The sequence below is a fragment of the Spirillospora sp. NPDC048824 genome (genome assembly GCF_043198455.1).
Lineage (GTDB): Bacteria > Actinomycetota > Actinomycetes > Streptosporangiales > Streptosporangiaceae > Spirillospora.
This window is the reverse complement of record NZ_JBICUS010000024.1, coordinates 1-21,340: the sequence shown is the minus strand read 5'-3', so window position 1 is coordinate 21,340 and position 21,340 is coordinate 1. Positions and strand designations below refer to the sequence as shown.

Below are 21,340 nucleotides of genomic sequence, written 5' to 3'. Positions count from 1 at the left end.
ACTCCGGCCCGATTACTCCGGCCGGTTCATCTTGGTGGCCACCCCGACTCGCGAGGAGACGCCGATCTTGGCGAACACCCGCGACAGGTGGGTCTCGACCGTCCGGACGCTCAAATAGAGGCGTTCGGCGATCTGCTGGTTGCTGCAGCCCTCCACGACGAGCATGGCGATCTCGTGCTCGCGCGGCGACAGCCCGAACCGCAGTTTCTCCTTCGTGCCCTTCGCGCCTTTGGCCGTGCCCGAAGCGGAGCGTCCGCCCGGCACCCGGACACCGAGCCGCCGCTGCTCACGGACGGCCTGGGCGTGCAGGCCCCGCAGCCCGCACGCCTCGAAGGTCTCCGCCGCCGCGCGGACCCGCTCACGGGCCCGGGCGCGGTCGCCGGCGGCCGCGTGCGCGAGGCCGGCGGCCAGGTCGGCGCGTCCCGCATCCGGGCGGCGCCCGGCCTTGGCGAGCAGCTCGGAGGCCTCGGCGGCCAGCGCCGCCGACCCGGCCGGGTCGGCGGCGCGGATCGCGTGGGCGCGGGTCAGCCGCGCCAGGCCGACGTCACCGGTCATCATCGGATCGGCGATCGCCTCGGCGATGTCGGCCCAGTTCGCGGCGTCGCCGGCGTCATCCTGCGCGGCGCGGACCCCCGCGAGCGCCTCCGCGCAGATCACCAGCGTGCTGAAGTCCAGGCCCAGCGTGCCGTCGCCGCACGCGGCGATCAGCGCGGCGGCGCCCTCCTCCAGCCTGCCCTCGTTGACGACCGCGAGGGCGTGGGCGACGTGCGCCATGTGCGTCCACCACTCGCCCGACCCGGTGTCGTTGGCGACCGCCTCCGCACCGGCCCGCAGCGCCCGGTCGTGGTCGCCCATCCAGCTCGCCGTCAGGCACTGCTGGATCAGCCCGTAGGCCAGTACCTCCTGCGAGCGCAGGTCACGGCCGACCGCGGCGGCCTCGTCGGCGACGGCGGCGGCCTCCTCCATGCGGCCCAGCTGCGCCAGGACGCGGGACTGCCCGGCCAGCATGTAGCCGAGGATGAACGTCTGCCCGGTCGTCCGGGTGATCGACACGAGCCGCTCCGCGTGCCGCAGCGCCGGGTCGTACATGCCGAGGAACGACTCGGCGAACACCAGCCAGGCGAAGCAGTCCAGGCAGTCGGCGAAGTCGTTGTCGGACGCGGCCGAGAACAGCTGGTCGGCGGTCTGCGCGTGCCCGATGGCCTCCTCGACCTCCCCCCGGACGTAGGCGACGATCGGGCGCATCGACGCGACCGCCGCCGTCAGCCCCGGCCCCCACCCGGGGGCCTTGTCGGGGATGGTGTCCAGGATGGCCTGCGACCCGCGGCCGTCGGCCCGCTGGATGCGGTCGGCGACGAGCCGGATCCGCAGCAGGACCGCCTCGGGGGTCTGCCGGTCGGTGGTGCGGCGCAGCTCGTCCAGGACGATCGCGCGGGCCTCGTGGATCCGGCCGACCTGCCGTTCCATGATCGCGCACATGTGGACCGTCCGGGCGCGGCGGACGGTGTCGTCGGGCGGCAGCAGGCCCAGCAGTGTGTGGGCGGTCTCGCGGCCCTCCTCGGCGTGGCCGCTGACGGCCTGCATGTGGGCCAGCTCGACCAGCAGTTCCACCTTGTCCGGATACCCGGTCCTGTCCGGGGAGCCGGTCTGATCTGGGGAGCGGGTCTTGTCAGGGTGCTGCGCGCCGGCGGCGTCCGGCATCAGCTCCAGCGCCGCCTTCAGCCAGTACGCGGCGGTGCCGGGCGCCTGGAGCGCGACGACGCGGGCGGCCTCCACCAGCGTCCCGATCGCCTCGCGGTCACCGAACCGCGCCGACCGCACCACGTGATGGGCGCGGACGGCCGCCGGGGCGCCCAGTTCCGACAGCCGCGACGACACCCGTGAATGCGCGGCGATCCGCCAGCCCGCCGCCGTCGACGCGTAGGCAACGTGCCGCACCAGCGGATGCCGGAACCTGAACCGCCCACCCGGCGCTGGACGGACCACGTCATGGCCGGTCAGGACGTCCAGCGCGGTCAAGGCGGCGTTCTGCTCCATCTCCGCGGCCACCGCGGCGAGGGCGGGCTCGAACACGTCGGCGGCGACGGCGGCGCCCCGCGCCATCAGCAGCGCCTCGGGCGGCAGGGCGCTCAGCTCCACCTGCAGAGCGGCCCGCACCGCGGGCGGCACCTCGGTCAGGCTCGCGACACCGTTCTCGTCCTGCAACCGCGTCTCGTCACGTCCCGCCGGGCCGGCCCCCTCGCCCATCTTGGACAGGGCCTCCAGGTAGAACGGGTTGCCGCCGCTGGCCTTGAACAGCGACTCGCAGCGCGACCGGCTCACGCCCGGCCCGAGGAACTCCGCCACCTCGGTCTGGGTGAGCGGGTCGGCGGTGATCCGCGCGCCCTGCGGCCCCGCGGCGTCCACCAGCGCCGCCAGCCGCGGCGACGCCTGCGCGGGGCGGTAGGCGACCGCCACCAGCACCCGGGCGCGCGGCGGATGCCGGACCAGATGGTCCATCAGCTCGATCGTCGCGTCGTCGGCCCAGTGCAGGTCGTCCAGGATCAGCACGAGCCCGTGCGGGTCGGCGAGGTGCTCCAGCAGGTGCCGGACGGTGCGGTGCAGCTGGTACCGGGCCACGTGCGAGTCGGGGGAGCCGGCGCCGCCGGTGATCTGAGCCGGGTCGGACAGGTCGCCCAGCGCGGGAAAGACCGTCCCGAGAAGCCGCAGCGCCGCGGGGGACAGGCTCAGCGTGTGCTCTTCGAGGTGGTCGTCGAGGGCGTCGACCACCGCGCCGAACGGCATCTCCTGCTCGAACTCCGCCGCGCGGCCCGCCACGAACGGCAGCTTCCGCGCGATGGCCGCGTCCGCCAGCTCGTTCAGCAGCCGCGTCTTGCCCGCGCCCGGCTCGCCGATCAGCGCCAAGAAGTTGTAGCCGCGCTCGGCCGCGTCGAGAGCGCGGCCGATGTCCTGCAGCGCGGCCTGTCGCCCAACCAGCGGAGAGTTGCCGGACCGATCCCCGGCATCGCGGGCCGAACGACCCTCCATGTCCACACCCCAACAGCGACAGGCGGCCGATACGCCGTGATCTTGCTCATCGTTGCGGTTCCTGAGAACTGGCGAGACTCACCCTATCGGGTGGAACGTCAATAAGGTGGGACAACCCGCCTCCCGCCAGCGCGCCATCCCACGGACCGGTCTCCTCCGTGACCGTTCCTCCCAATGACATCGGCGTTCACTGCCACCAGTGCTCAAGCAACCAGTGCTCAAGCCACCAATGCTCAACTGCCACCAATGTCACTGCCACCAACGTTCACTGCCATCAACCGTCCTGGGGGGCCGCATGTCAACCTCGGGAGGGTAAACCGTCTCGTCGTCGTGACATCCTTATCCGGCCCGGCCGGCTCCGTCAGCGCCCCAGGCCGATCCGTCAGCGCTCCAGGCCGAGATGGGCGGCGGCGGCCGCCCATGCGGACTCGTCGCCGGACGGTGCGTAGCGGCGCAGCGCCTGCGTCCCGGCGACGAGGGCACGGGCCTCCGCCAGGTCTCCGATGACACCGTGCGCACGGGCCTGGATCAGGACGTTGCCGAGCGCGGTCGCCTCCACCGGGCCTGCGACGACCGGGAGGCCGGCCGCGTCGGCGGTCAGGCGGCACAGCAGGTCGTTGCGGCTGCCGCCGCCGACGAGATGGACCGCGTCGATCTCCCGGCCGGACAGCCGGGACGCCTGGCGGAGTGCCGCGCGGTGCGCCAGGGCGAGGCTGTCCAGGATGCAGCGGACCGTCTCGGCGCGGGTGACCGGCGCGGGGAAGCCGCGGCGGCGGCAGTGCGCGGCGATGCGGGCGGGCATGTCGCCGGGCGGCAGGAACTCCGGGTCGTCGGGGTCGATGAGGCGGCGCAGGCCCGGGACGTGCTCCGCCTCGGCGAGCAGGGCGGGCAGTTCGGCGTCGCCCCAGGTCCGCAGGGACTCCTGGAGGAGCCACAGGCCCATCACGTTGCGCAGGTAGCGGACCGTCCCGTCGACGCCGCCCTCGTTGGTGAAGTTGGCCTTGCGGCTCGCCTCGGTCAGGACGGGCGCGTCCAGTTCGACGCCGACCAGGGACCAGGTGCCGCAGGAGATGTAGGCGAACCGTTCGCCGGTGTCGGGGACGGCGGCGACGGCGGAGGCGGTGTCGTGGGAGCCGACGGCGGCGACCCGCAGACCGGGGTGGCCGGTCTCGCCCGCCACGTCCCCGCGCAGGGTCCCGACGATCTCACCCGGATTCCGCAGGGGCGGCAGGATCTCCGCCGGAAGGTTCAGGCGCGTCAGCAGATCACGCGACCAGGTGCCGCCGCGGACGTCCAGCAGGCCGGTCGTGGACGCGTTGGTCCGCTCGGCGCCGATCTCTCCCGTCAGCCAGTAGGCGAGAAGGTCGGGGATCAGCAGCAGCGTGCCCGTCCGGGACAGGTCGTCCGCCACCAGCTGGTAGATCGTGTTGAACGGGAGGAACTGCAGACCCGACGTCCCGTAGAGGAGGTCGTCGCTCAGCTCCGCGCGCACGCGGTCCATGACGCCGTCGGTGCGGGCGTCGCGGTAGTGGACGGGGTTTCCCAGCAGGCGCCCGCCCGCATCCAGGAGGCCGTAGTCGACGGCCCACGAGTCGATGCCCACCGAGGCCAGCCCCGGCGGGGCCGAACGCAGACCGTCGAGGACGTTGCCGTAAAGCCCGAGGATGTCCCAGTGCAGAGTGCCGTTGACGCGGACGGGACGGTTGGCGAAGCGGCGGATCTCGTCCAGTTCCAGGGTGTGCGGGCCGACACGTCCGGCCATGACGCGCCCGCTGGACGCCCCGAGGTCGACGGCCGCGAAGGTCGCGAGGCTCATGAGACGACGAGTACCTCCAGCGTGCGCGGGCCGTGCACGCCCTCCACCCGTGACAGCTCGATGTCGCTCGTGGCGGACGGGCCGGACACCAGCGTCAGCGGCCGGTGGGGGTCGAGCCGTTCCAGGGCCTCGGGCACGTCCGGCTCGACCTGATCGGCGAGGACGACGATCAGGTGGTAGTCGGGGACGAGTGACAGCGCGCGGGGCCCCTGCGCGGCGCCGTGGTCGAGGACGACCGTCCCGGTCTCGGCGATCGCGGCGGCGCAGCCGGTGACCGCGCCCGCCAGACCGTCCAGCGACGCGATCTCCGGGTCCCGGACGAGCGGGACGCCCGTCCCCGCGACCGGCCGGGTCGCGGCGAGCCATTCGGCGGGAAGGTCGCCGGGCACGCCGTAGGTTCCGGGCCGGGCGGAGAGCCGCTCCGCGATCGCCGCCGGCACGCCGGACGGGGAGACCCGCAGGACCGTCGCGCGGTAGTCGGCGACCCGCTCGGCGAACAGGTCGAGGACGCCCGCCGCCGCCGACCCGTCGTGGTGGCGGCGCAGGTAGTTCCGGTCGATCCGGCCGTAGGAGGCGGCGACCTCGGCGGCCGGGCGGGTGGGCACGATCTCCCCGATCCGGCCGAGGATCTCCTCACGCGCGTTCACGGGTTCCCCCCTGAGTGATCTTCTCCGGCTCTGCGTTCCCCGCGGCGTCCGCCGCGTCCGTCTTCGCGTCCGCCAGTGTCTTCGCGTCCGCCAGTGTCTTCGCGTCCGCCAGTGTCTTCGCGTCCGCCCGTGTCTTCGCGTCCGCCCGTGCGGGCCCACCAGGCGCGGAACGACTCGGGCGGTGGCGCGGGGGCGTCCCGCGTCTCGGTCCACGCGCCGAGCGGGCCGGGCAGCCGCCGGATCCGGCCGCCGCGCGCCACGACGCGGCGGCTCGCGGACGCGGCGCGCTGCGCGAGCCCGAGCCGGGTGGGGGAGCGCAGCGTCCACCCGGCCGCCGTCATCGCGACCCGCTCCAGCGGATGGCGGGGGCCCTTCTCGACGGCCCGGGCCCGCAGATGGACGAGCACCTCCGGGATGTCGATCGCGACGGGGCACGCGTCGAAGCACGCCCCGCACAGTGTCGACGCGTACGGCAGCGAGGCGTCCACGTCCGACCCGATGCCCCTGATCTGCGGGGACAGGATCGCGCCGATCGGCCCCGGATACGGCGACCCGTAGGCGTGACCGCCCGCGCGCTGGTAGACCGGGCACACGTTCAGGCACGCGGAGCAGCGGATGCAGCGCAGCGCCTGCCGGCCCACCTCGTCGGCCAGCGTGTCGGTACGGCCGTTGTCCAGCAGGACGAGGTGGAAGTCGCGCGGGCCGTCACCGGGGTGCACGCCCGTCCAGGTGGAGGTGTAGGGGTTCATCCGCTCGGCCGTGGACGAGCGGGGCAGCAGCTGCAGGAACACCTCCAGGTCCCGCAGGCTCGGGACGATCTTCTCCACGCCCATCACCGAGATCAGCGTCTCGGGGAGCGTGAGGCACATCCGCCCGTTGCCCTCCGATTCCAGGACGACGAGGGTGCCGCTGTCGGCGACGGCGAAGTTCACGCCCGACACGGCGACCTTCGCCGACAGGAACTTGGCGCGCAGATGCCGGCGGGCCGCCTCCGCCAGCGCGGCGGGGGAGTCGGTCAGCCCCTCCGGCACGTCCTCCATCTCGCGCAGGAAGATGTCGCGGATGTCGGCGCGGTTCCGGTGGATGGCGGGGACGAGGATGTGCGACGGCCGGTCGTCGCCGAGCTGGACGATCAGCTCGGCGAGGTCGGTCTCGTAGGCGGTGACGCCCTCCCCGGCGAGGAACTCGTTCAGGCCGATCTCCTGCGTGGCCATCGACTTGACCTTGACGACCTCGGTCTCGCCGGTCGCCTTCACGAGGCCGGCGACGATCCGGTTCGCCTCGCCCGCGTCCCGCGCCCAGTGCACCGTCCCGCCCGCCTCGGTGACCTTCTCCTCCAGGAGGCGCAGGTAGTGGCCGAGGTTCTCCAGGACGTGGTCCTTGATCTGCTTGCCCGCCTCGCGCAGCTCTGGCCAGTCGCTCAGCTCGGCGACGGCGGACTCGCGCCGGCCCCGGATCGTGGTGGTCGCGTGGGCGAGGTTGCCGCGCAGCCGCGTGTCGGCCACCGCGCGGCGGGCCGCGTCCGGGAAGGACGGCATCCCGACGTACGTGGGCATCGCGGAACCGGAGGTCATGAGGGGTCCTCCTCGGTGGAGGCCAGGATCTCGGCCAGATGGACGGTCCGCACACCGGCGCGGGTCCGGGTGAGGGCGCCGCCGATGTGCATCAGGCAGGAGTTGTCGGCGGCGCACAGCGTCTCGGCGCCGGTCTTCCGGACGGCGGTGACCTTGTCGGCGCACATCGCGGCGGACACCTCGGAGTTCTTCAGCGCGAACGTCCCGCCGAACCCGCAGCATTCGGCGGCGTCCGGCAGGTCGGCCAGGTCGATGCCGCGGACCTCCCGCAGCAGCCGCAGCGGCCGGTCCCCGACGCGCAGCATCCGCAGCGAATGGCACGTCGGATGGTAGGTGACGCGGTGCGGATAGTAGGCGCCCACATCGGTGACGCCCAGCACGTCCACGAGGAACTCCGACAGCTCACGCACGCGCGACGCCACCCCGGCGGTCCGCGGCGCCAGCTTCGGATGCCAGTCGCGGATCATCGCGGCGCATGACGCGGACGGCGTCACGACGGCGTCGTAGGGCTCGAACGTCTCCGCGAACCCCTTCACCAGGTGGAGGGCCTGCCGCCGGTAGCCGGTGTTGAGGTGCATCTGCCCGCAGCACGTCTGCCCGGCCGGGAACTCGACGTCGTGGCCGAGCCGCCGCAGCAGCCGCACCATCGCCTTGCCCGTCTCCGGGTACATCGTGTCGTTCACGCAGGTGAGGAACAGTGCGACCTTCATGTGGTGCCTCCCGCGGTGCCCGCGTCGCCTCCGGTCCCCGGCCGGCTGGATTCGCGGACCACCAGCTCGGGCTGGAACATGACCTGCTGGTGAGCATGCCCGCCCGCCTCGTCGCACTCCTCCAGCAGCAGCTCGGTCGCGATCCGGCCGAGCTGGTAGGTGGGCTGCCGCACCGAGCTCAGCGGGACCGCGGCCGCCGCCGAGAACTCGATGTCGTCATACCCGATCAGCGCGATGTCGGCCGGGACCTTCAGCCCGGCCTGCAGCAGGACGCGCAGCACCCCGAGCGCGAGCAGGTCGTTCGCGCAGAAGATCGCGTCGGGCAGCGGCGGGCCGGCCTCCAGCAGCCGCCGCGCCGCCTCCTGCCCGGACCGGGCGTTCATCGCCCCGACGGTCACCTCGCGCATCACCTCGCGGCCGAGACCGGCGGCGCGCAGGGCCCGCAGCGCGCCCTTGCGGCGGTCGGTGCACTGCCGCAGCACGCTGGGGCCGGTGACGAACGCCAGCGTGCGGGCGCCGCCGTCCAGCAGCTCGCCGACCGCGAGTTCGCCGCCCGCGACGTCGTCGACGGCGACCGAGCACTGGTTCGCGCGGGGCGTCGGATGGTCGAGCAGCACCACGGGGACGCCCCGCTCCTGCAGCCGGTCGGCGGCCTCGCCGTCATCGCCGACCGGGGTCAGCAGGACGCCGCGGACCCGCTGCTCGGCGAGCACCCGCAGGTTGCGCTGCTCGCGCTCGTCCGACTCGCCGGACGACGACAGGATCACCGCGTAGCCGCGTTCGCTGGCGATGTCCTCGACGCCGCGGGCGACGTCGGTGAAGAACGGGTTGGCGAGGTCGAGGACCATCAGCCCGATCGTGCTGCTGTGCCCGGCGCGCAGCGTCGACGCCGAGCCGTTGCGGACGAACCCGAGCTCGCGGATGGCCTGCTCGACCCGGATCCGGGTCGGCTCGGCGACCCGCTCGGGCCGGTTGAGCACGTTGGACACGGTGCCCGGTGAGACGCCGGCGTGCGCCGCGACCTGCTTGATGCCGACGGTCCGGCTGAGGGGCCCGGGACGCCCGGTGCCGTCCGTGCGGCCGTCTGTGCGGCCGTCTGTGCTCAATCTGTGTGCCCCCGGTCCGTCCGCGTGGTGGTGCCGCTTCAGCGTGATCACCGAGCTGTGGTCGTCGAGCTGTGGTGGGTGAAGTGTGGTCGGTGAAGTGTGGTCGGTGAAGTGTGGTCATCGAAACTGTGGTCATCGAATTAAAACGTGTCAAGCCCGCTGTCGCCGCGCCGGGGTACCGGACGAGGCCGCGAGCCCCGCCCGCGAGCCCCGCCCGCGAGTGACTTCGAAATGCGCCGCGCCCCTGTGTCGACGCGGTTCTCGCTGGATCGAGCCGAATCTGGAGGCCGGTTCCCTCTTGACGGCTGCGCGGCCTGACTCTAGCGTCCTCCGCAACATCTCGTTAAAACGTTTTTCATCAGTACGTCATAGACCTGCCCCGCGAGGAGGGCCGCGATGGGTGCACCCGGCCGGTCGGCACCACCGACATTGGCACTGGTCAACGTGAGCAAGTCGTTCGGTGCTGTGCGCGCCCTCCAGGGCGTCACCCTGGAGCTGTACCCGGGCGAGGTGCACGCCCTGGCCGGCGAGAACGGCGCCGGCAAGTCCACGGTCGTAAAAACGTTCGCAGGGGTGTACCGCCCCGACGCGGGCGAGGTGCGCGTCGACGGCGAGCCGGTGACGTTCCACGGCCCCGCCGACGCGCAGGCCGCCGGCGTCGCCGTCATTTACCAGGAACCCACCCTGTTCCCCGACCTGTCGGTCGCCGAGAACATCTTCATGGGCCGCCAGCCGCGCACCCGTTCTCTCCCCTCGGGGCTCGGCCGCATCGACCGCCGCGCCATGCACGCCGAGACCGCGAAGCTGTTCCGGCGCCTCGGCGTCGCGCTCGACCCGCAGCAGCCCGCCCGCGGCCTGTCGATCGCCGACCAGCAGGTCGTCGAGATCGCCAAGGCCATCTCCCGGGACGCGCGGGTCCTCATCATGGACGAGCCGACCGCCGCGCTCACCGGCCAGGAGGTCGCCCGCCTGTTCGCCGTCACCCGCACCCTGAGCGAGCACGGCTGCGCCGTCCTGTTCATCTCGCACCGGCTGGAAGAGATCTTCGAGCTGTGCCGCCGGGTCACGACGCTGCGCGACGGCGCCCACGTCGGCACCGACCCGACCGACGGCCTCACCCCCGACGACCTCGTCCGCCGGATGGTCGGCCGCGACCTCGACACCCTCTACCCCAAACAGGACGTGACACCCGGAGAGGTCGCGCTGAAGGTCAGCCGGCTGACCCGCGAGGGCGCCTTCACCGACATCTCCTTCGACGTCCGCCGCGGCGAGATCGTCGCGCTGGCCGGGCTGGTCGGCGCCGGCCGCAGCGAGGTCGCCCGCGCGATCTTCGGCGTGGACCGCTGGGACGCCGGGAACGTCGAGGTCACCGGCCGGCCGCTGCCCCCGGGCAGCCCGACCGCCGCGATGTCGGCGGGCCTCGCGCTCGTCCCCGAGGACCGCCGCCAGCAGGGCCTGGTCATGGACATGTCCATCGAACGCAACATGGGCCTCACCCAGCTGCGCACGCTGCGCCGCGAGACCGGCCGCGGCGGCCTGATCTCCCGGAAGGTGGAACGCAGCCGCGCCGCCGACTGGGGGCTGCGCCTCCAGCTCAAGTACTCCCGGCTCACCGACGCCGTCGGCGTCCTGTCGGGCGGCAACCAGCAGAAGGTCGTGCTCGCCAAGTGGCTGGCCACCGAGCCGGCCGTCCTCATCGTGGACGAGCCGACCCGCGGCATCGACGTCGGCACCAAGGCCGAGGTGCACCGGCTGCTGTCGGAGCTCGCCGCGCAGGACCTCGCCGTACTGATGATCTCCTCCGACCTGCCGGAGGTGATCGGAATGGCCGACCGCGTGCTCGTCATGCACGAGGGCCGGCTCACCGCCGAGATCCCCCGCGCGGACGCGACCGAGGAGAGCGTCATGGCCGCCGCGACCGGCCGCGCCGGCACCGGAAAGGCGGCCTGAACCGATGACCGTACTCACCCAGTCACCGGCCCGGCCGGGATCGGGCGGTGCCCGCGGGGGCGGGCGCCGCCTGGTCGAACTGGTGCTGCGCGCACGCGAGCTCAGCATCCTCGGCGCCCTGGTCGTCCTCGTCGTCGGCACCACGATCGCCAACCCTCGGTTCCTGTCGGAGCAGGGCGTGAAGGACATCTTCCTCAACGCCTCGATCCTGGTCCTGCTCGCCGTCGGGCAGAGCATGGTCGTCGTCACCCGCAACATCGACCTGTCGGTCGGCTCCGTCGTCGGGCTCGTCGCGTTCACCGCCGGCAAGTTCGCCTCCGGCGGCGACCGGAACGTCGTGCTCGTCCTCCTGGCCGGCGTCCTCATCGGACTGGCCTGCGGGCTGGTGAACGGCCTGCTCGTCAGCTTTTGCCGGGTGCCGTCCCTGGTCGTCACCCTCGGCACGCTGTACGTGATCCAAGGGCTCGACTACCGCATCGCCCACGGCGACCAGATCAGCGCCTCCGAGCTTCCCGCGTCGGTGCTCAGCCTCGGCAACGACGGCATCCTCGGCATCCCCTACCTGCCGATCATCACCGTCGCCGTGATGCTGGCCGCCGGCTACTACCTGCGCTCCTACTCGTCCGGACGCGAGTACTACGCGATCGGGTCCAGCCCCGAGGCCGCGATGCTCGCCGGTGTGTCGATCCGCCGCCGCATCCTCACCGCCTACCTGGTCAGCGGAGCGCTCGCCGGCCTCGCCGGGGTGCTGTGGCTCGCCCGGTTCGGCACCGTCGTCGCGGACGCCGCGCACGGCTGGGAGCTGACGGTCGTCGCCGCCGTCGTCGTCGGCGGCGTCGCGATCACCGGCGGCGTCGGCACCGTGTACGGGGCGGCGCTCGGCGCGCTGCTGCTCACCACCATCGGCAGCGTCCTGGTGGTGCTCAAGGTCAACTCGTTCTGGCAGGAGGCGATCACCGGCGTCCTCCTGCTGCTGGCCATCAGCGTCGACCGGCTGCTGGCGCTCCGCGTCACGCGGGCGCTGAAACAGCGGTCCCTGGAGTCGACCGCGCACCACGACGTGGCGGCGCGGCCCAACGGTGATGCGCAGCCCGATCGGGACGCGCGGCCCAACGGTGATGCGCAGGCCGATCGGGACGCGCGCCGGGACATGGACACGGCGGCCGGGACCACCGAGACCACGGCTCCGGAAGGGAAGGGCCGGTCATGAGCCGACTGGGACACCTGGTGCGGTGGGAGACCGCCATCACCGCGCTGCTGATCGCGGTCTTCTTCGGCGGCGCCGGATTCTCACCCGACTTCGCGAGCAACGGCAACCTGTCGTTCGCGCTGCTCGACCTCAGCGAGATCGCGCTGATCGCGCTGCCGATGACGCTGCTGGTCGTGTGCGGGCAGGTCGACCTGTCGGTCGCCTCCATCCTCGGCCTGTGCAGCGCGCTGACCGGCAAGATGTGGGACGGCGGCATGGCGATCGAGACGATCATCCCGCTGGTGCTGGTCGTCGGCGTCGTCTGCGGCCTCGTCAACGGGCTGCTCGTCACCAGGCTCGGGCTGCCGTCCCTCGCCGTCACGATCGGGACGATGACCCTCTACCGCGGTCTCGCTTACGTGACGCTCGGGACCGGCGCCATCTCCGAGTTCCCGTTCACCTACACCGACCTCGCGACCTCGTCCATCCCCGGTACCCCGATCCCGTACCCGATCGCGCTGTTCGTCCTGCTCGCCATCGCCACCGGCGTCGTCCTGCACGCCACCGGCATCGGACGGTCGCTGTTCGCGATCGGCGCGCAGGAGGACGCCGCCTACTTCGCCGGCATCCGCGTCAAGCGCATCAAGATGATCCTGTTCGTGATGTCCGGCCTGGTCGCCGGGTTCGCCGGCATCGTCTACACGCTCCGCTACGGCAGTGCCCGCGCCGACAACGGACTCGGCCTGGAACTGGCCGTCATCGCGGCGGTGCTGCTCGGCGGCGTCGACTTCGAGGGCGGCAAGGGCACCCTCGGCGGCGTCATCGCCGCCGTGCTGCTGATCGGCCTGCTGCGCAACCTGCTGATGCTCAACGACGTCTCCACCGAGGTCCAGTCGATCGTCACCGGCCTCCTGCTCATCATCAGCGTCCTCACGCCACGGCTGATCGCCGTGGTGCGCGAGGCCCAAGGCAGACGGAGGGGAGCGCGACCTGCCACCCCCGCCGCCGCGCCCTAGTTCGGGGGGCGACCCCCGCAAGCCCCCCGCCGCGTCCACCCACCCCGTCCACCCACCCCCGAAGCACGACACGGATTGCGAAAGGCACCCAAATGACCACTCGTTCGCGCGCCCCGCGGCGGCTGGCGGCCCGGTTGACGGCCACAGCCGCGGCCGGTGTCCTGGCCCTCAGCCTGGCCGCCTGCGGCGGAACCACCAAGGACTCCTCGTCCGCCTCCGGGGAGGGCAAGACCGGCGGGAACGCCACCGCCGACCCGAACGCGCCCCTCAAGAAGGGCCTGAAGATCGCGTTCCTGCCCAAGCAGGTCAACAACCCCTACGAGACGATCGTCGACAACGCCGGCATCGCGGCGGCCAAGGAGTTCGGCGCGGAGGCCAAGGAGGTCGGCCCGTCCGACGCGTCGGCGTCCTCGCAGGTGTCCTACATCAACACGCTCATCCAGCAGCAGCACGACGCGATCCTCATCGCCGCCAACGACGAGAACGCGGTGTGCGGCCCGCTCAAGCAGGCGATGGCGAAGGACATCAAGATCGTCGCCTACGACTCCGACACCAACCCCGAATGCCGGGACGTGTTCATCAACCAGGCCAGCTCCGAGGAGATCGGCCGCAGCCAGGTCAAGCTCCTCGCCGAGCAGATCGACCACAAGGGCGAGATCGCGATCCTGTCGGCGACCGCGAACGCCACCAACCAGAACACCTGGATCGAGTTCATGAAGGAGGAACTGAAGAAGCCCGAGTACGCCGACATGAAACTCGTCAAGGTGGCCTACGGCGACGACAACGACCAGAAGTCGTTCCAGCAGACGCAGGGCCTGCTGCAGGCGTACCCGAACCTCAAGGGCATCATCTCGCCGACCACGGTCGGCATCGCCGCCGCTGCCCGCTACATCTCCGGCTCCGAGTACAAGGGCAAGGTCGTCCTGACCGGCCTCGGCACCCCGGACCAGATGCGCAAGTTCATCAAGAACGACACGGTCGAGTCGTTCGCGCTGTGGGACCCGAAGGACCTCGGCCACCTCGCCGCCTACGCGGCGGCGGCGCTGGCGTCCGGCCAGATCACCGGCAAGCAGGGCGAGACGCTGAAGGCCGGCAAGCTCGGCGAGCGCACCATCGGCGCCAACGGCGAGATCATCCTCGGCCCGCCGACGGTCTTCGACGCCAAGAACATCGACGAGTACCACTTCTGAGCACATGGACACGGACACTTCGCGCAAGAAGCGGATCTGCTTCCTGCTGAAGGTCAGGCAGGACCGCCTGGAGGAGTACAAGCTGCGCCACCAGGCGGTCTGGCCCGACATGCGGGCCGCGCTCCGCGACACCGGCTGGCACAACTACTCGCTGTTCCTGCGCGAGGACGGCCTGCTCGTCGGCTACCTGGAAACCGACGACTTCGAAGCCGCGCAGGAGCGCATGGCCCGCACCGATGTCAACGCGCGGTGGCAGGCGGAGATGGCGCAGTACTTCGAGGACCTCGACGGCCGCCCCGATGAGGGGATGCGGCCGCTCCCCGAGGTCTTCCACCTGGATTGAGTGAAGTGCTGGATTGAGAGAGGTAATCGTGAACGACACCAGCGCGGTGAAGCAGGCCCTGCGCCGCCAGCAGATCGAGACTCCCTCGTGGGCCTACGGGAACTCGGGGACCCGTTTCAAGGTCTTCGCCCAGCGGGGCGTCCCCCGCACCCCGCAGGAGAAGATCGACGACGCCGCGCAGGTGCATCGCTTCACCGGTGTCGCGCCCAGCGTGGCCGTGCACATCCCCTGGGACAAGGTGGACGACTACGCCGCACTGGCCGCACACGCCGAAGAGAAGGGGGTACGGATCGGCGCCGTCAACACCAACGTCTTCCAGGACGACGACTACATGCTCGGCAGCGTCACCAACCCCGAACCCGCCGTCCGCCGCAAGGCCCTCGACCACCTGCTCGAAGCCGTCGACATCATGGACATGACGGGTTCCCGCGACCTGAAGCTGTGGTTCTCCGACGGCACGAACTACCCGGGGCAGGACGATATCCGCACCCGCCAGGACCGGATGGCCGAAGCCCTCGCCGCCGTCTACGAGCGGCTCGGCGACGACCAGCGGTTCCTCCTGGAGTACAAGCTGTTCGAGCCGGCGTTCTACATGACCGACGTGCCGGACTGGGGCGCGTCCTACGCCCACTGCCTGAGGCTCGGCCCGAAGGCGCAGGTCGTGGTGGACACCGGGCACCACGCGCCCGGCACCAACATCGAGTTCATCGTCGCGTTCCTGCTGCGGGAGGAGAAGCTCGGCGGGTTCGACTTCAACTCCCGCTTCTACGCCGACGACGACCTGATGGTCGGCTCCGCCGACCCGTTCCAGCTGTTCCGGATCATGTACGAGGTGGTGCGGGGCGGAGGCTACCCGCTGCCCGGCCGGACCGCGGAGACGGGCGTGGCGTTCATGCTCGACCAGTGCCACAACATCGAACCCAAGATCCAGGGCCAGATCCGCTCGGTGATGAACGTCCAGGAGGCCACGGCGAAGGCGCTGCTGGTCGACCGTGAGGCGCTCTCGGCCGCGCAGACGTCGGGTGACGTGCTCGAAGCCAACGCGGTCTTCATGGACGCCTACAACACCGACGTCCGCCCGCTGCTGGCGGAACTGCGCGAGGAGATGGGCCTGGCGCCGGACCCGGTCGCCGCCTACAAGGCGTCCGGGTACTACGAGCGGATCGCCGAAGAGCGCAAGGACGGCCACGCCGCCGGCTGGGGCGCCTGACGTGAAGGAGAACGAACCGATGACGTCCACCCCACGTGAGGTGGAGCAGCTGCTGGAACGCGCCAACACCCTCGGCTCGGACCCGCGCAACACCAACTACGCGGGCGGCAACGCCTCAGCGAAGGGGACCGTCACCGACCCGGTGACGGCCCGCGACGTCGAGCTGATGTGGGTGAAGGGGTCCGGCGGCGACCTCGGCACCCTCACCGAGGCGGGCCTGGCCGTGCTGCGGCTCGACCGGATGCGCGCCCTCGCCGACGTGTACCCGGGCATCGAACGCGAGGACGAGATGGTCGCCGCGTTCGACTACTGCCTGCACGGCAAGGGCGGCGCGGCCCCGTCCATCGACACCGCCATGCACGGCCTGGTCGAGGCCGCCCACGTCGACCACCTGCACCCCGACTCCGGCATCGCGATCGCGACGGCGGCGGACGGGGAGGAACTCACCCGCCGGATCTTCGGAGACCGGGTCGCGTGGGTGCCGTGGCGGCGTCCCGGCTTCCAGCTCGGCCTGGACATCGCCGAGATCAAGAAGTCGAACCCGCAGGCGATCGGCGTCATCCTCGGCGGCCACGGCATCACCGCCTGGGGCGCGACGAGCGAGGAGTGCAAGGCCAACTCCCTAGACATCATCCGCACCGCCGAGGCCTACATCGCCGAGACCTGCGCCGCAAAGACCCATACCGCCGAGCACGGGACCGGCGAGCACGGGACCGCCGAACACGGCGCCGCCGAACACGGCGCCGCCGAACACGGTGAGGCGGACCCGTTCGGCGTCGTCGTCCACCCGCCGCTGCCGCACGAGAAGCGCCGCGCCCGCGCCGCGGCGCTGTTCCCGCTGCTGCGGGGGCTGGCGTCCACCGACCGTCCGCAGGTCGGGCACTTCACCGACAGCGACACCGTCCTGGACTTCGTGTCCCGCGCCGAGCACCCCCGGCTCGCCGCGCTCGGCACATCGTGCCCCGACCACTTCCTTCGCACCAAGATCCGCCCGATGGTCCTGGACCTGCCGCCGGACGCCCCCCTCGACGACGTCCGCACCCGCCTCAGGGAACTCCACACCGCCTACCGCGAGGAGTACACGGCCTACTACGACCGGCACGCCACCCCCGGGACTCCGCCGATGCGCGGCGCGGACCCGGCGATCGTGCTGGTCCCCGGCATCGGCATGTTCAGCTTCGGCGCCAACAAGCAGACGGCGCGGGTCGCCGGCGAGTTCTACGTCAACGCGATCAACGTGATGCGCGGCGCGGAGGCCCTGTCGTCGTACGCGCCGATCGACGAGGCGGAGAAGTTCCGCATCGAGTACTGGGAGCTGGAGGAGGCCAAACTCCGCCGGATGCCCAAGCCGAAACCGCTCGCCACCCGGGTCGCGCTGGTCACCGGCGGCGGCTCCGGCATCGGCGCCGCCACCGCCCGCCGCCTCGCCGCCGAGGGCGCCTGCGTCGTCGTCGCCGACCGGGACGTCGCCGCCGCCGAGAAGGTCGCCGCCGAGATCGGCGCGAACGCGCCGCGTCCCTTCGACGCCGCCGTCGCCGTCGTCGCCGACGTGACCTCCGAGGACGAGATCGCCGCGGCCGTCCACGACGCCGTCCTCGCCTTCGGGGGCGTCGACCTTGTCGTCAACAACGCCGGGCTGTCGATCTCCAAGCCGCTGCTGGACACGACCACCGCCGACTGGGACCTGCAGCACGACGTCATGGCGCGCGGCTCGTTCCTGGTCGCCCGCGAAACCGCCCGTGTCATGATCGAGCAGGGGATGGGCGGCGACATCGTCTACATCTCTTCCAAGAACGGGGTGTTCGCCGGGCCGAACAACATCGCCTACGGTGCGACGAAGGCCGACCAGGCCCACCAGGTGCGGCTGCTGGCCGCCGAACTCGGCGAGCACGGCATCCGCGTCAACGGCGTCAACCCCGACGGCGTCGTCCGCGGCTCCGGCATCTTCGCCGGCGGCTGGGGCGCCAAGCGCGCCGCCGTGTACGGCGTCGAGGAGGAGAAGCTCGGCGAGTTCTACGCCCAGCGGACGCTGCTCAAACGCGAGGTGCTGCCCGAGCACGTCGCCGCCGCCGTCTTCGCCCTCACCGGCGGGGACCTGACCCACACCACCGGCTTGCACATCCCCGTCGACGCAGGCGTCGCCGCAGCGTTCCTGCGCTGAGCGGCGCCCCTGCACTGAAGCGGCGTCCCTGCACTGAAGCAGCGCCCCTGCACTGAAGCAGCGTCCCTGCGCCGAGGAAGTGTTCCCGCGCCGAGGAAGTGTTCCCGCGCTGGGGAAGTGTTCCCGCGCTGGGGAGGACGCGGGACCGGCCGGGAGCGCCGCGGCCCGTTGACCGACAGGAGGACAGGAATGACAGACAACACCGCCCAGCCGGTGATGCCGCCGGTGAAGGTGCCGCCGGTGAAGGTCGGCCTGGTGGCCGGCGGGCTGGGTGCCTACTGGCCCCAGTTCCCGGACCTGCTGCCGCAACTCCAGCGGTCCGCCGAGCGGGTCTCGGAGCGGATGCGCGGCCTCGGCGCCGAGGTCGTCGACGTCGGCTTCATCTCCGACGCGCAGGAGGGTGCGGCGGCCGCCGAAAAACTCCGCGCCGCCGGCTGCGACATCATCGTCGGTTTCCTCACCACCTACATGACCGCGACGATGCTGGTTCCCGTCGCGCAGCGGGCGGACGCCCCGGTCCTGCTGATCAACCTGCAGCCGACCGAGTCGATGGACCACGCCTCCTTCGACACCGGGCAGTGGCTCGCCTACTGCGGCGCCTGCCCGCTGCCGGAGATGGCGAACGCGTTCGAACGCTGCGGCGTCCCGTTCCGCTCGGTCTCCGGATACCTGGAGGACGAGCGGGCCTGGACGAAGATCGGTCGCTGGGTCCGCGCCGCCGGGGTCCGGGCCGCGCTGCGCCGCGGCCGGCACGGCCTGATGGGTCACCTCTACCCGGGCATGCTGGACGTCTCCACCGACCTGACGCTCGTCAGCGCCAACTTCGGCGGGCACGTCGAGGTACTGGAGTTCGACGACCTGCGCGTCCGGGTGGAGAAGGTCTCAGCCGCCGAGGCCGCCGCCAAGAAGGCCGAGGCGGAGAAGATCTTCGAGCTGGACCCGTCCGTCAACGACGACGACCTGACCTGGGCGGCCCGCGTCTCCGCCGGCCTCGACCGGCTCGCGGACGACTTCGAGCTCGACAGCCTCGCCTACTACCACCGGGGGCTCGACGGCGAGATTCACGAGCGGCTCGGCGCCGGAATGATCCTCGGCGCGTCGCTGCTCACCGCGCGCGGGATCCCGGCGGCCGGCGAGTACGAGTTGCGCACGTCCCTCGCCATGCTGATCGCCGACCGGCTCGGCGCGGGCGGCTCCTTCACCGAGCTGCAGGCCCTGGACTTCCAACGCGGCCACGTCGAGATGGGCCATGACGGGCCCGCCCACCTGGCGATCAGCGCCCGCCGGCCGTTGCTGCGCGGCCTCGGCGTCTACCACGGCAAGCGCGGCTACGGCGTGTCCGTCGAGTTCGACGTCAAGCACGGCCCCGTCACCGCGTTCGGCATCATCCAGCGCCGCGACGGCCGCTTCGCGTTCGCCGCGTCCGAGGGCGAGACCGTCGACGGCCCCCTGCTGCAGATCGGCAACACCACCTCCCGCGTCGACTTCGGCTGCGACCCCGGCGAGTGGACCGACGCGTGGAGCGCCACCGGCATCTCCCACCACTGGGCCCTCGGCACCGGCCACCGCATCGCCGACCTGAAGGCCGTCGCCGACCTAATGGAGATCGAATTCGTCGAAGTGAACCCCTGACAGGACGGCTCGCTGGGACGCTCGGCCAAGGGTTCGGCGAAGGGGCCGCCAAGGGTTTGGTGAACGGCTCGGCGGAGGGTTTGGTGAACGGCGTGGTGAACGGCTCGAGCAAGGGTTGGTGAAGGGCATGGTGAACCGCTTGGTGAACGGCTTGGTCAGCGGCCCACCGAACCGTCGATCTGCTCCCGCAGAATGTCGGCGTGCCCGGCGTGACGCGCGGTCTCCTCGATCATGTGGACCAGCAGCCAGCGCATCGAGGGCGGCGGCGACTCCCGCAGCGACCGGGCACACACCCGATCGAGATCCGGGCACCCCGCGATGATCGCGTTGCTGCGGTCGATGGCCGCCTGGTACGCAGCGACGAGACTCTCGGCCGTCTCCTCCTCACGCGGCGGTTCCCCGCCGTCCCACCGCGGAACGTCGGCGCCCTCGTAGGCCCAGACGAACCAGTTCAGTTCGGTGTGCGTCAGGTGCTTGACCAGGCCCAGCAGGCTTGTGCCGGACGCGACCCCGGGCGTGCGCGCTGCCACGTCCGGGACACCGGACGCCTTGGCCATCACCGCGTCCCGCAGATAGTCGAGGAACGCCAGCAGGGTCGTCCTCTCATCGGAGTTCAGACCAGGCGGACGCACATCCCCACGCGGCTCATTCATCCCGCGACCCTACGCCCGGTTCTCACGCCTACGCCCGGTTCTCACGGCGTCCGCCATCCAGGTCGGGCGGCAGGAACGCGCCCTCGTCACGCAGTTCGCGCACCACACGAACGAGCTCCGCGACCGCCGCGCTGGTGTCGTCACGCCGCCACATGAGGCTGCAGTCGATGTGCGGGACGGGGTCGATGAAGTGCCGGTAGACCACCCCGGCGAACGGATTCGCCGCCGTGGCGCTCGGAACCGTGATCCCCAGGGCGGAACCGGCGAGGACGAGCGGCAGCATCCGGTCGAGGCTGGGAATCTCCTGGTGGACGGTGACGGCCGTCCCGAGGGTCACGAGCTGTCCGATGATGCGGTCGTGCAGCAACGGGTTCACATCGCGGGGGACGACGGCGAGCGGCTGGTGCGACAGATCAGCCGGGTCCACGACGGTCCCGTCCGCTAGGGGATGGCCCTCGGTGAGCGCGACCACGAGCGGCTCACGGGCGACCAGCAGGCTGGACAGGCCGGGGCCGACATCCGGCGTCCAGCCGAGCCCCAGGTCAAGGCGATGCTCGGACAGGGCCGCGATCTGCTCCGGTGTCGTCATCGGCCGAGGCGTCACCGTGATGGACGGGGTACGCGGCACCGCGAGGCCGAAGAGCCGGGGGCCGAGATCGTCCGCGTAGCCGACGCGGATCTCCACGGCCCCGCGGGCGGCGCGGCGTCCGACGTCCAAGGCGTGCCGAGCGGCGTCGACGACCCGGCGGGCCTCGGGCAGGAACGCTTCACCGGCCGTAGTGAGGGACACCCGTCGGCTGGTACGCACGAACAGCGGACTGCCCAACTCCCGCTCCAGCCGGCGGACCTGCTCGCTCACCGACTGCTGCGTCACATGCATGCGTGCGGCGGCGCGCCCGAAGTGGAGTTCCTCCGCGACGGCCAGCACATATTCCAGTTGCCGAAGCTCCATGGCCACACCGATCCTACGCACCTCCCCGGGAGTGACGTGCGACGTTGTGAGTGTGGTGACGGTGTGAGTGTAAGCATTCAGGCCGTTCACGGGCTGTGCTGCTGGTTGGGCCGTGTGCGACCGTCCGTCATGTTGATCATTGAGGGTGGGCGTGGTGTGATCAT

The 21,340-nt window shown here is 71.6% G+C and carries 16 protein-coding genes; 8 read left to right on the top strand and 8 right to left on the bottom strand.

From position 1 onward, the window contains the following. Positions 1-12: 12 nt before the first annotated feature. The 6 genes from ACGFIS_RS33120 to ACGFIS_RS33095 form a co-directional block, all read right to left on the bottom strand. A complete protein-coding gene (locus ACGFIS_RS33120; protein ID WP_392897791.1) occupies positions 13-3,027 on the bottom strand; it encodes an AAA family ATPase in 3,015 nt (1,004 codons plus the stop codon). Between the two features lie 382 nt (positions 3,028-3,409). Beyond that, complete coding sequence (locus tag ACGFIS_RS33115) at positions 3,410-4,843, bottom strand: rhamnulokinase family protein (protein WP_392897788.1); 1,434 nt, start codon at positions 4,841-4,843, stop codon at positions 3,410-3,412. Beyond that, a complete protein-coding gene (locus ACGFIS_RS33110; RefSeq protein ID WP_392897785.1) occupies positions 4,840-5,490 on the bottom strand; it encodes a lactate utilization protein C in 651 nt (216 codons plus the stop codon). Before ACGFIS_RS33110 ends, ACGFIS_RS33115 begins: the two co-directional genes overlap by 4 nt. Continuing rightward, the gene (locus ACGFIS_RS33105; RefSeq protein WP_392973542.1) at positions 5,487-7,064 is read right to left on the bottom strand and encodes a LutB/LldF family L-lactate oxidation iron-sulfur protein; all 1,578 of its coding nucleotides are present in this window, start codon (positions 7,062-7,064) and stop codon (positions 5,487-5,489) included. Before ACGFIS_RS33105 ends, ACGFIS_RS33110 begins: the two co-directional genes overlap by 4 nt. After that, complete coding sequence (locus ACGFIS_RS33100; RefSeq protein ID WP_392897780.1) at positions 7,061-7,774, bottom strand: (Fe-S)-binding protein; 714 nt, start codon at positions 7,772-7,774, stop codon at positions 7,061-7,063. The genes ACGFIS_RS33105 and ACGFIS_RS33100 overlap by 4 nt, the downstream gene beginning before the upstream one ends. Next, positions 7,771-8,880, bottom strand: a complete 1,110-nt coding sequence (locus ACGFIS_RS33095) for a LacI family DNA-binding transcriptional regulator (protein ID WP_392973540.1) — start codon at positions 8,878-8,880, stop codon at positions 7,771-7,773. The genes ACGFIS_RS33100 and ACGFIS_RS33095 overlap by 4 nt, the downstream gene beginning before the upstream one ends. Positions 8,881-9,276: 396 nt before the next feature. On the opposite strand from ACGFIS_RS33095, the gene ACGFIS_RS33090 reads away from it, so the two are divergent. The 8 genes from ACGFIS_RS33090 (at position 9,277) to ACGFIS_RS33055 (ending at position 19,571) form a co-directional block, all read left to right on the top strand. Further along, a complete protein-coding gene (locus ACGFIS_RS33090) occupies positions 9,277-10,830 on the top strand; it encodes a sugar ABC transporter ATP-binding protein (RefSeq protein WP_392897774.1) in 1,554 nt (517 codons plus the stop codon). 4 nt (positions 10,831-10,834) lie between these two features. Further along, positions 10,835-12,040: an ABC transporter permease gene (locus ACGFIS_RS33085; RefSeq protein WP_392973538.1), complete on the top strand. Its 1,206-nt coding sequence runs from the start codon at positions 10,835-10,837 to the stop codon at positions 12,038-12,040. Further along, positions 12,037-13,035, top strand: coding sequence for an ABC transporter permease (locus ACGFIS_RS33080; protein WP_392897768.1), 999 nt, complete (start codon positions 12,037-12,039; stop codon positions 13,033-13,035). The genes ACGFIS_RS33085 and ACGFIS_RS33080 overlap by 4 nt, the downstream gene beginning before the upstream one ends. Before the next feature lie 92 nt (positions 13,036-13,127). After that, positions 13,128-14,225, top strand: coding sequence for a rhamnose ABC transporter substrate-binding protein (rhaS, locus tag ACGFIS_RS33075; RefSeq protein ID WP_392897766.1), 1,098 nt, complete (start codon positions 13,128-13,130; stop codon positions 14,223-14,225). 4 nt (positions 14,226-14,229) lie between these two features. After that, complete coding sequence (locus ACGFIS_RS33070) at positions 14,230-14,568, top strand: L-rhamnose mutarotase (RefSeq protein WP_392897763.1); 339 nt, start codon at positions 14,230-14,232, stop codon at positions 14,566-14,568. Between the two features lie 28 nt (positions 14,569-14,596). Next, the gene (gene rhaI, locus ACGFIS_RS33065) at positions 14,597-15,778 is read left to right on the top strand and encodes an L-rhamnose isomerase (RefSeq protein WP_392897760.1); all 1,182 of its coding nucleotides are present in this window, start codon (positions 14,597-14,599) and stop codon (positions 15,776-15,778) included. Between the two features lie 19 nt (positions 15,779-15,797). Then, entirely contained in the window at positions 15,798-17,939 is a 2,142-nt protein-coding gene (gene rhaD, locus ACGFIS_RS33060) for a bifunctional rhamnulose-1-phosphate aldolase/short-chain dehydrogenase (RefSeq protein WP_392973536.1), read from the top strand. A 189-nt stretch (positions 17,940-18,128) separates the two neighbouring features. After that, on the top strand, positions 18,129-19,571 hold the full coding sequence (locus ACGFIS_RS33055) for an arabinose isomerase (RefSeq protein ID WP_392973534.1): 1,443 nt from the start codon (positions 18,129-18,131) through the stop codon (positions 19,569-19,571). Positions 19,572-19,726: 155 nt separating this feature from the next. Here the strand turns inward: ACGFIS_RS33055 and ACGFIS_RS33050 are convergent, their stop codons facing one another. Both ACGFIS_RS33050 and ACGFIS_RS33045 read right to left on the bottom strand, forming a co-directional pair. Next, entirely contained in the window at positions 19,727-20,224 is a 498-nt protein-coding gene (locus ACGFIS_RS33050) for a DinB family protein (protein WP_392973532.1), read from the bottom strand. 28 nt (positions 20,225-20,252) lie between these two features. Next, complete coding sequence (locus ACGFIS_RS33045) at positions 20,253-21,176, bottom strand: LysR family transcriptional regulator (protein WP_392973530.1); 924 nt, start codon at positions 21,174-21,176, stop codon at positions 20,253-20,255. Between the last annotated feature and the right edge of the window lie 164 nt (positions 21,177-21,340).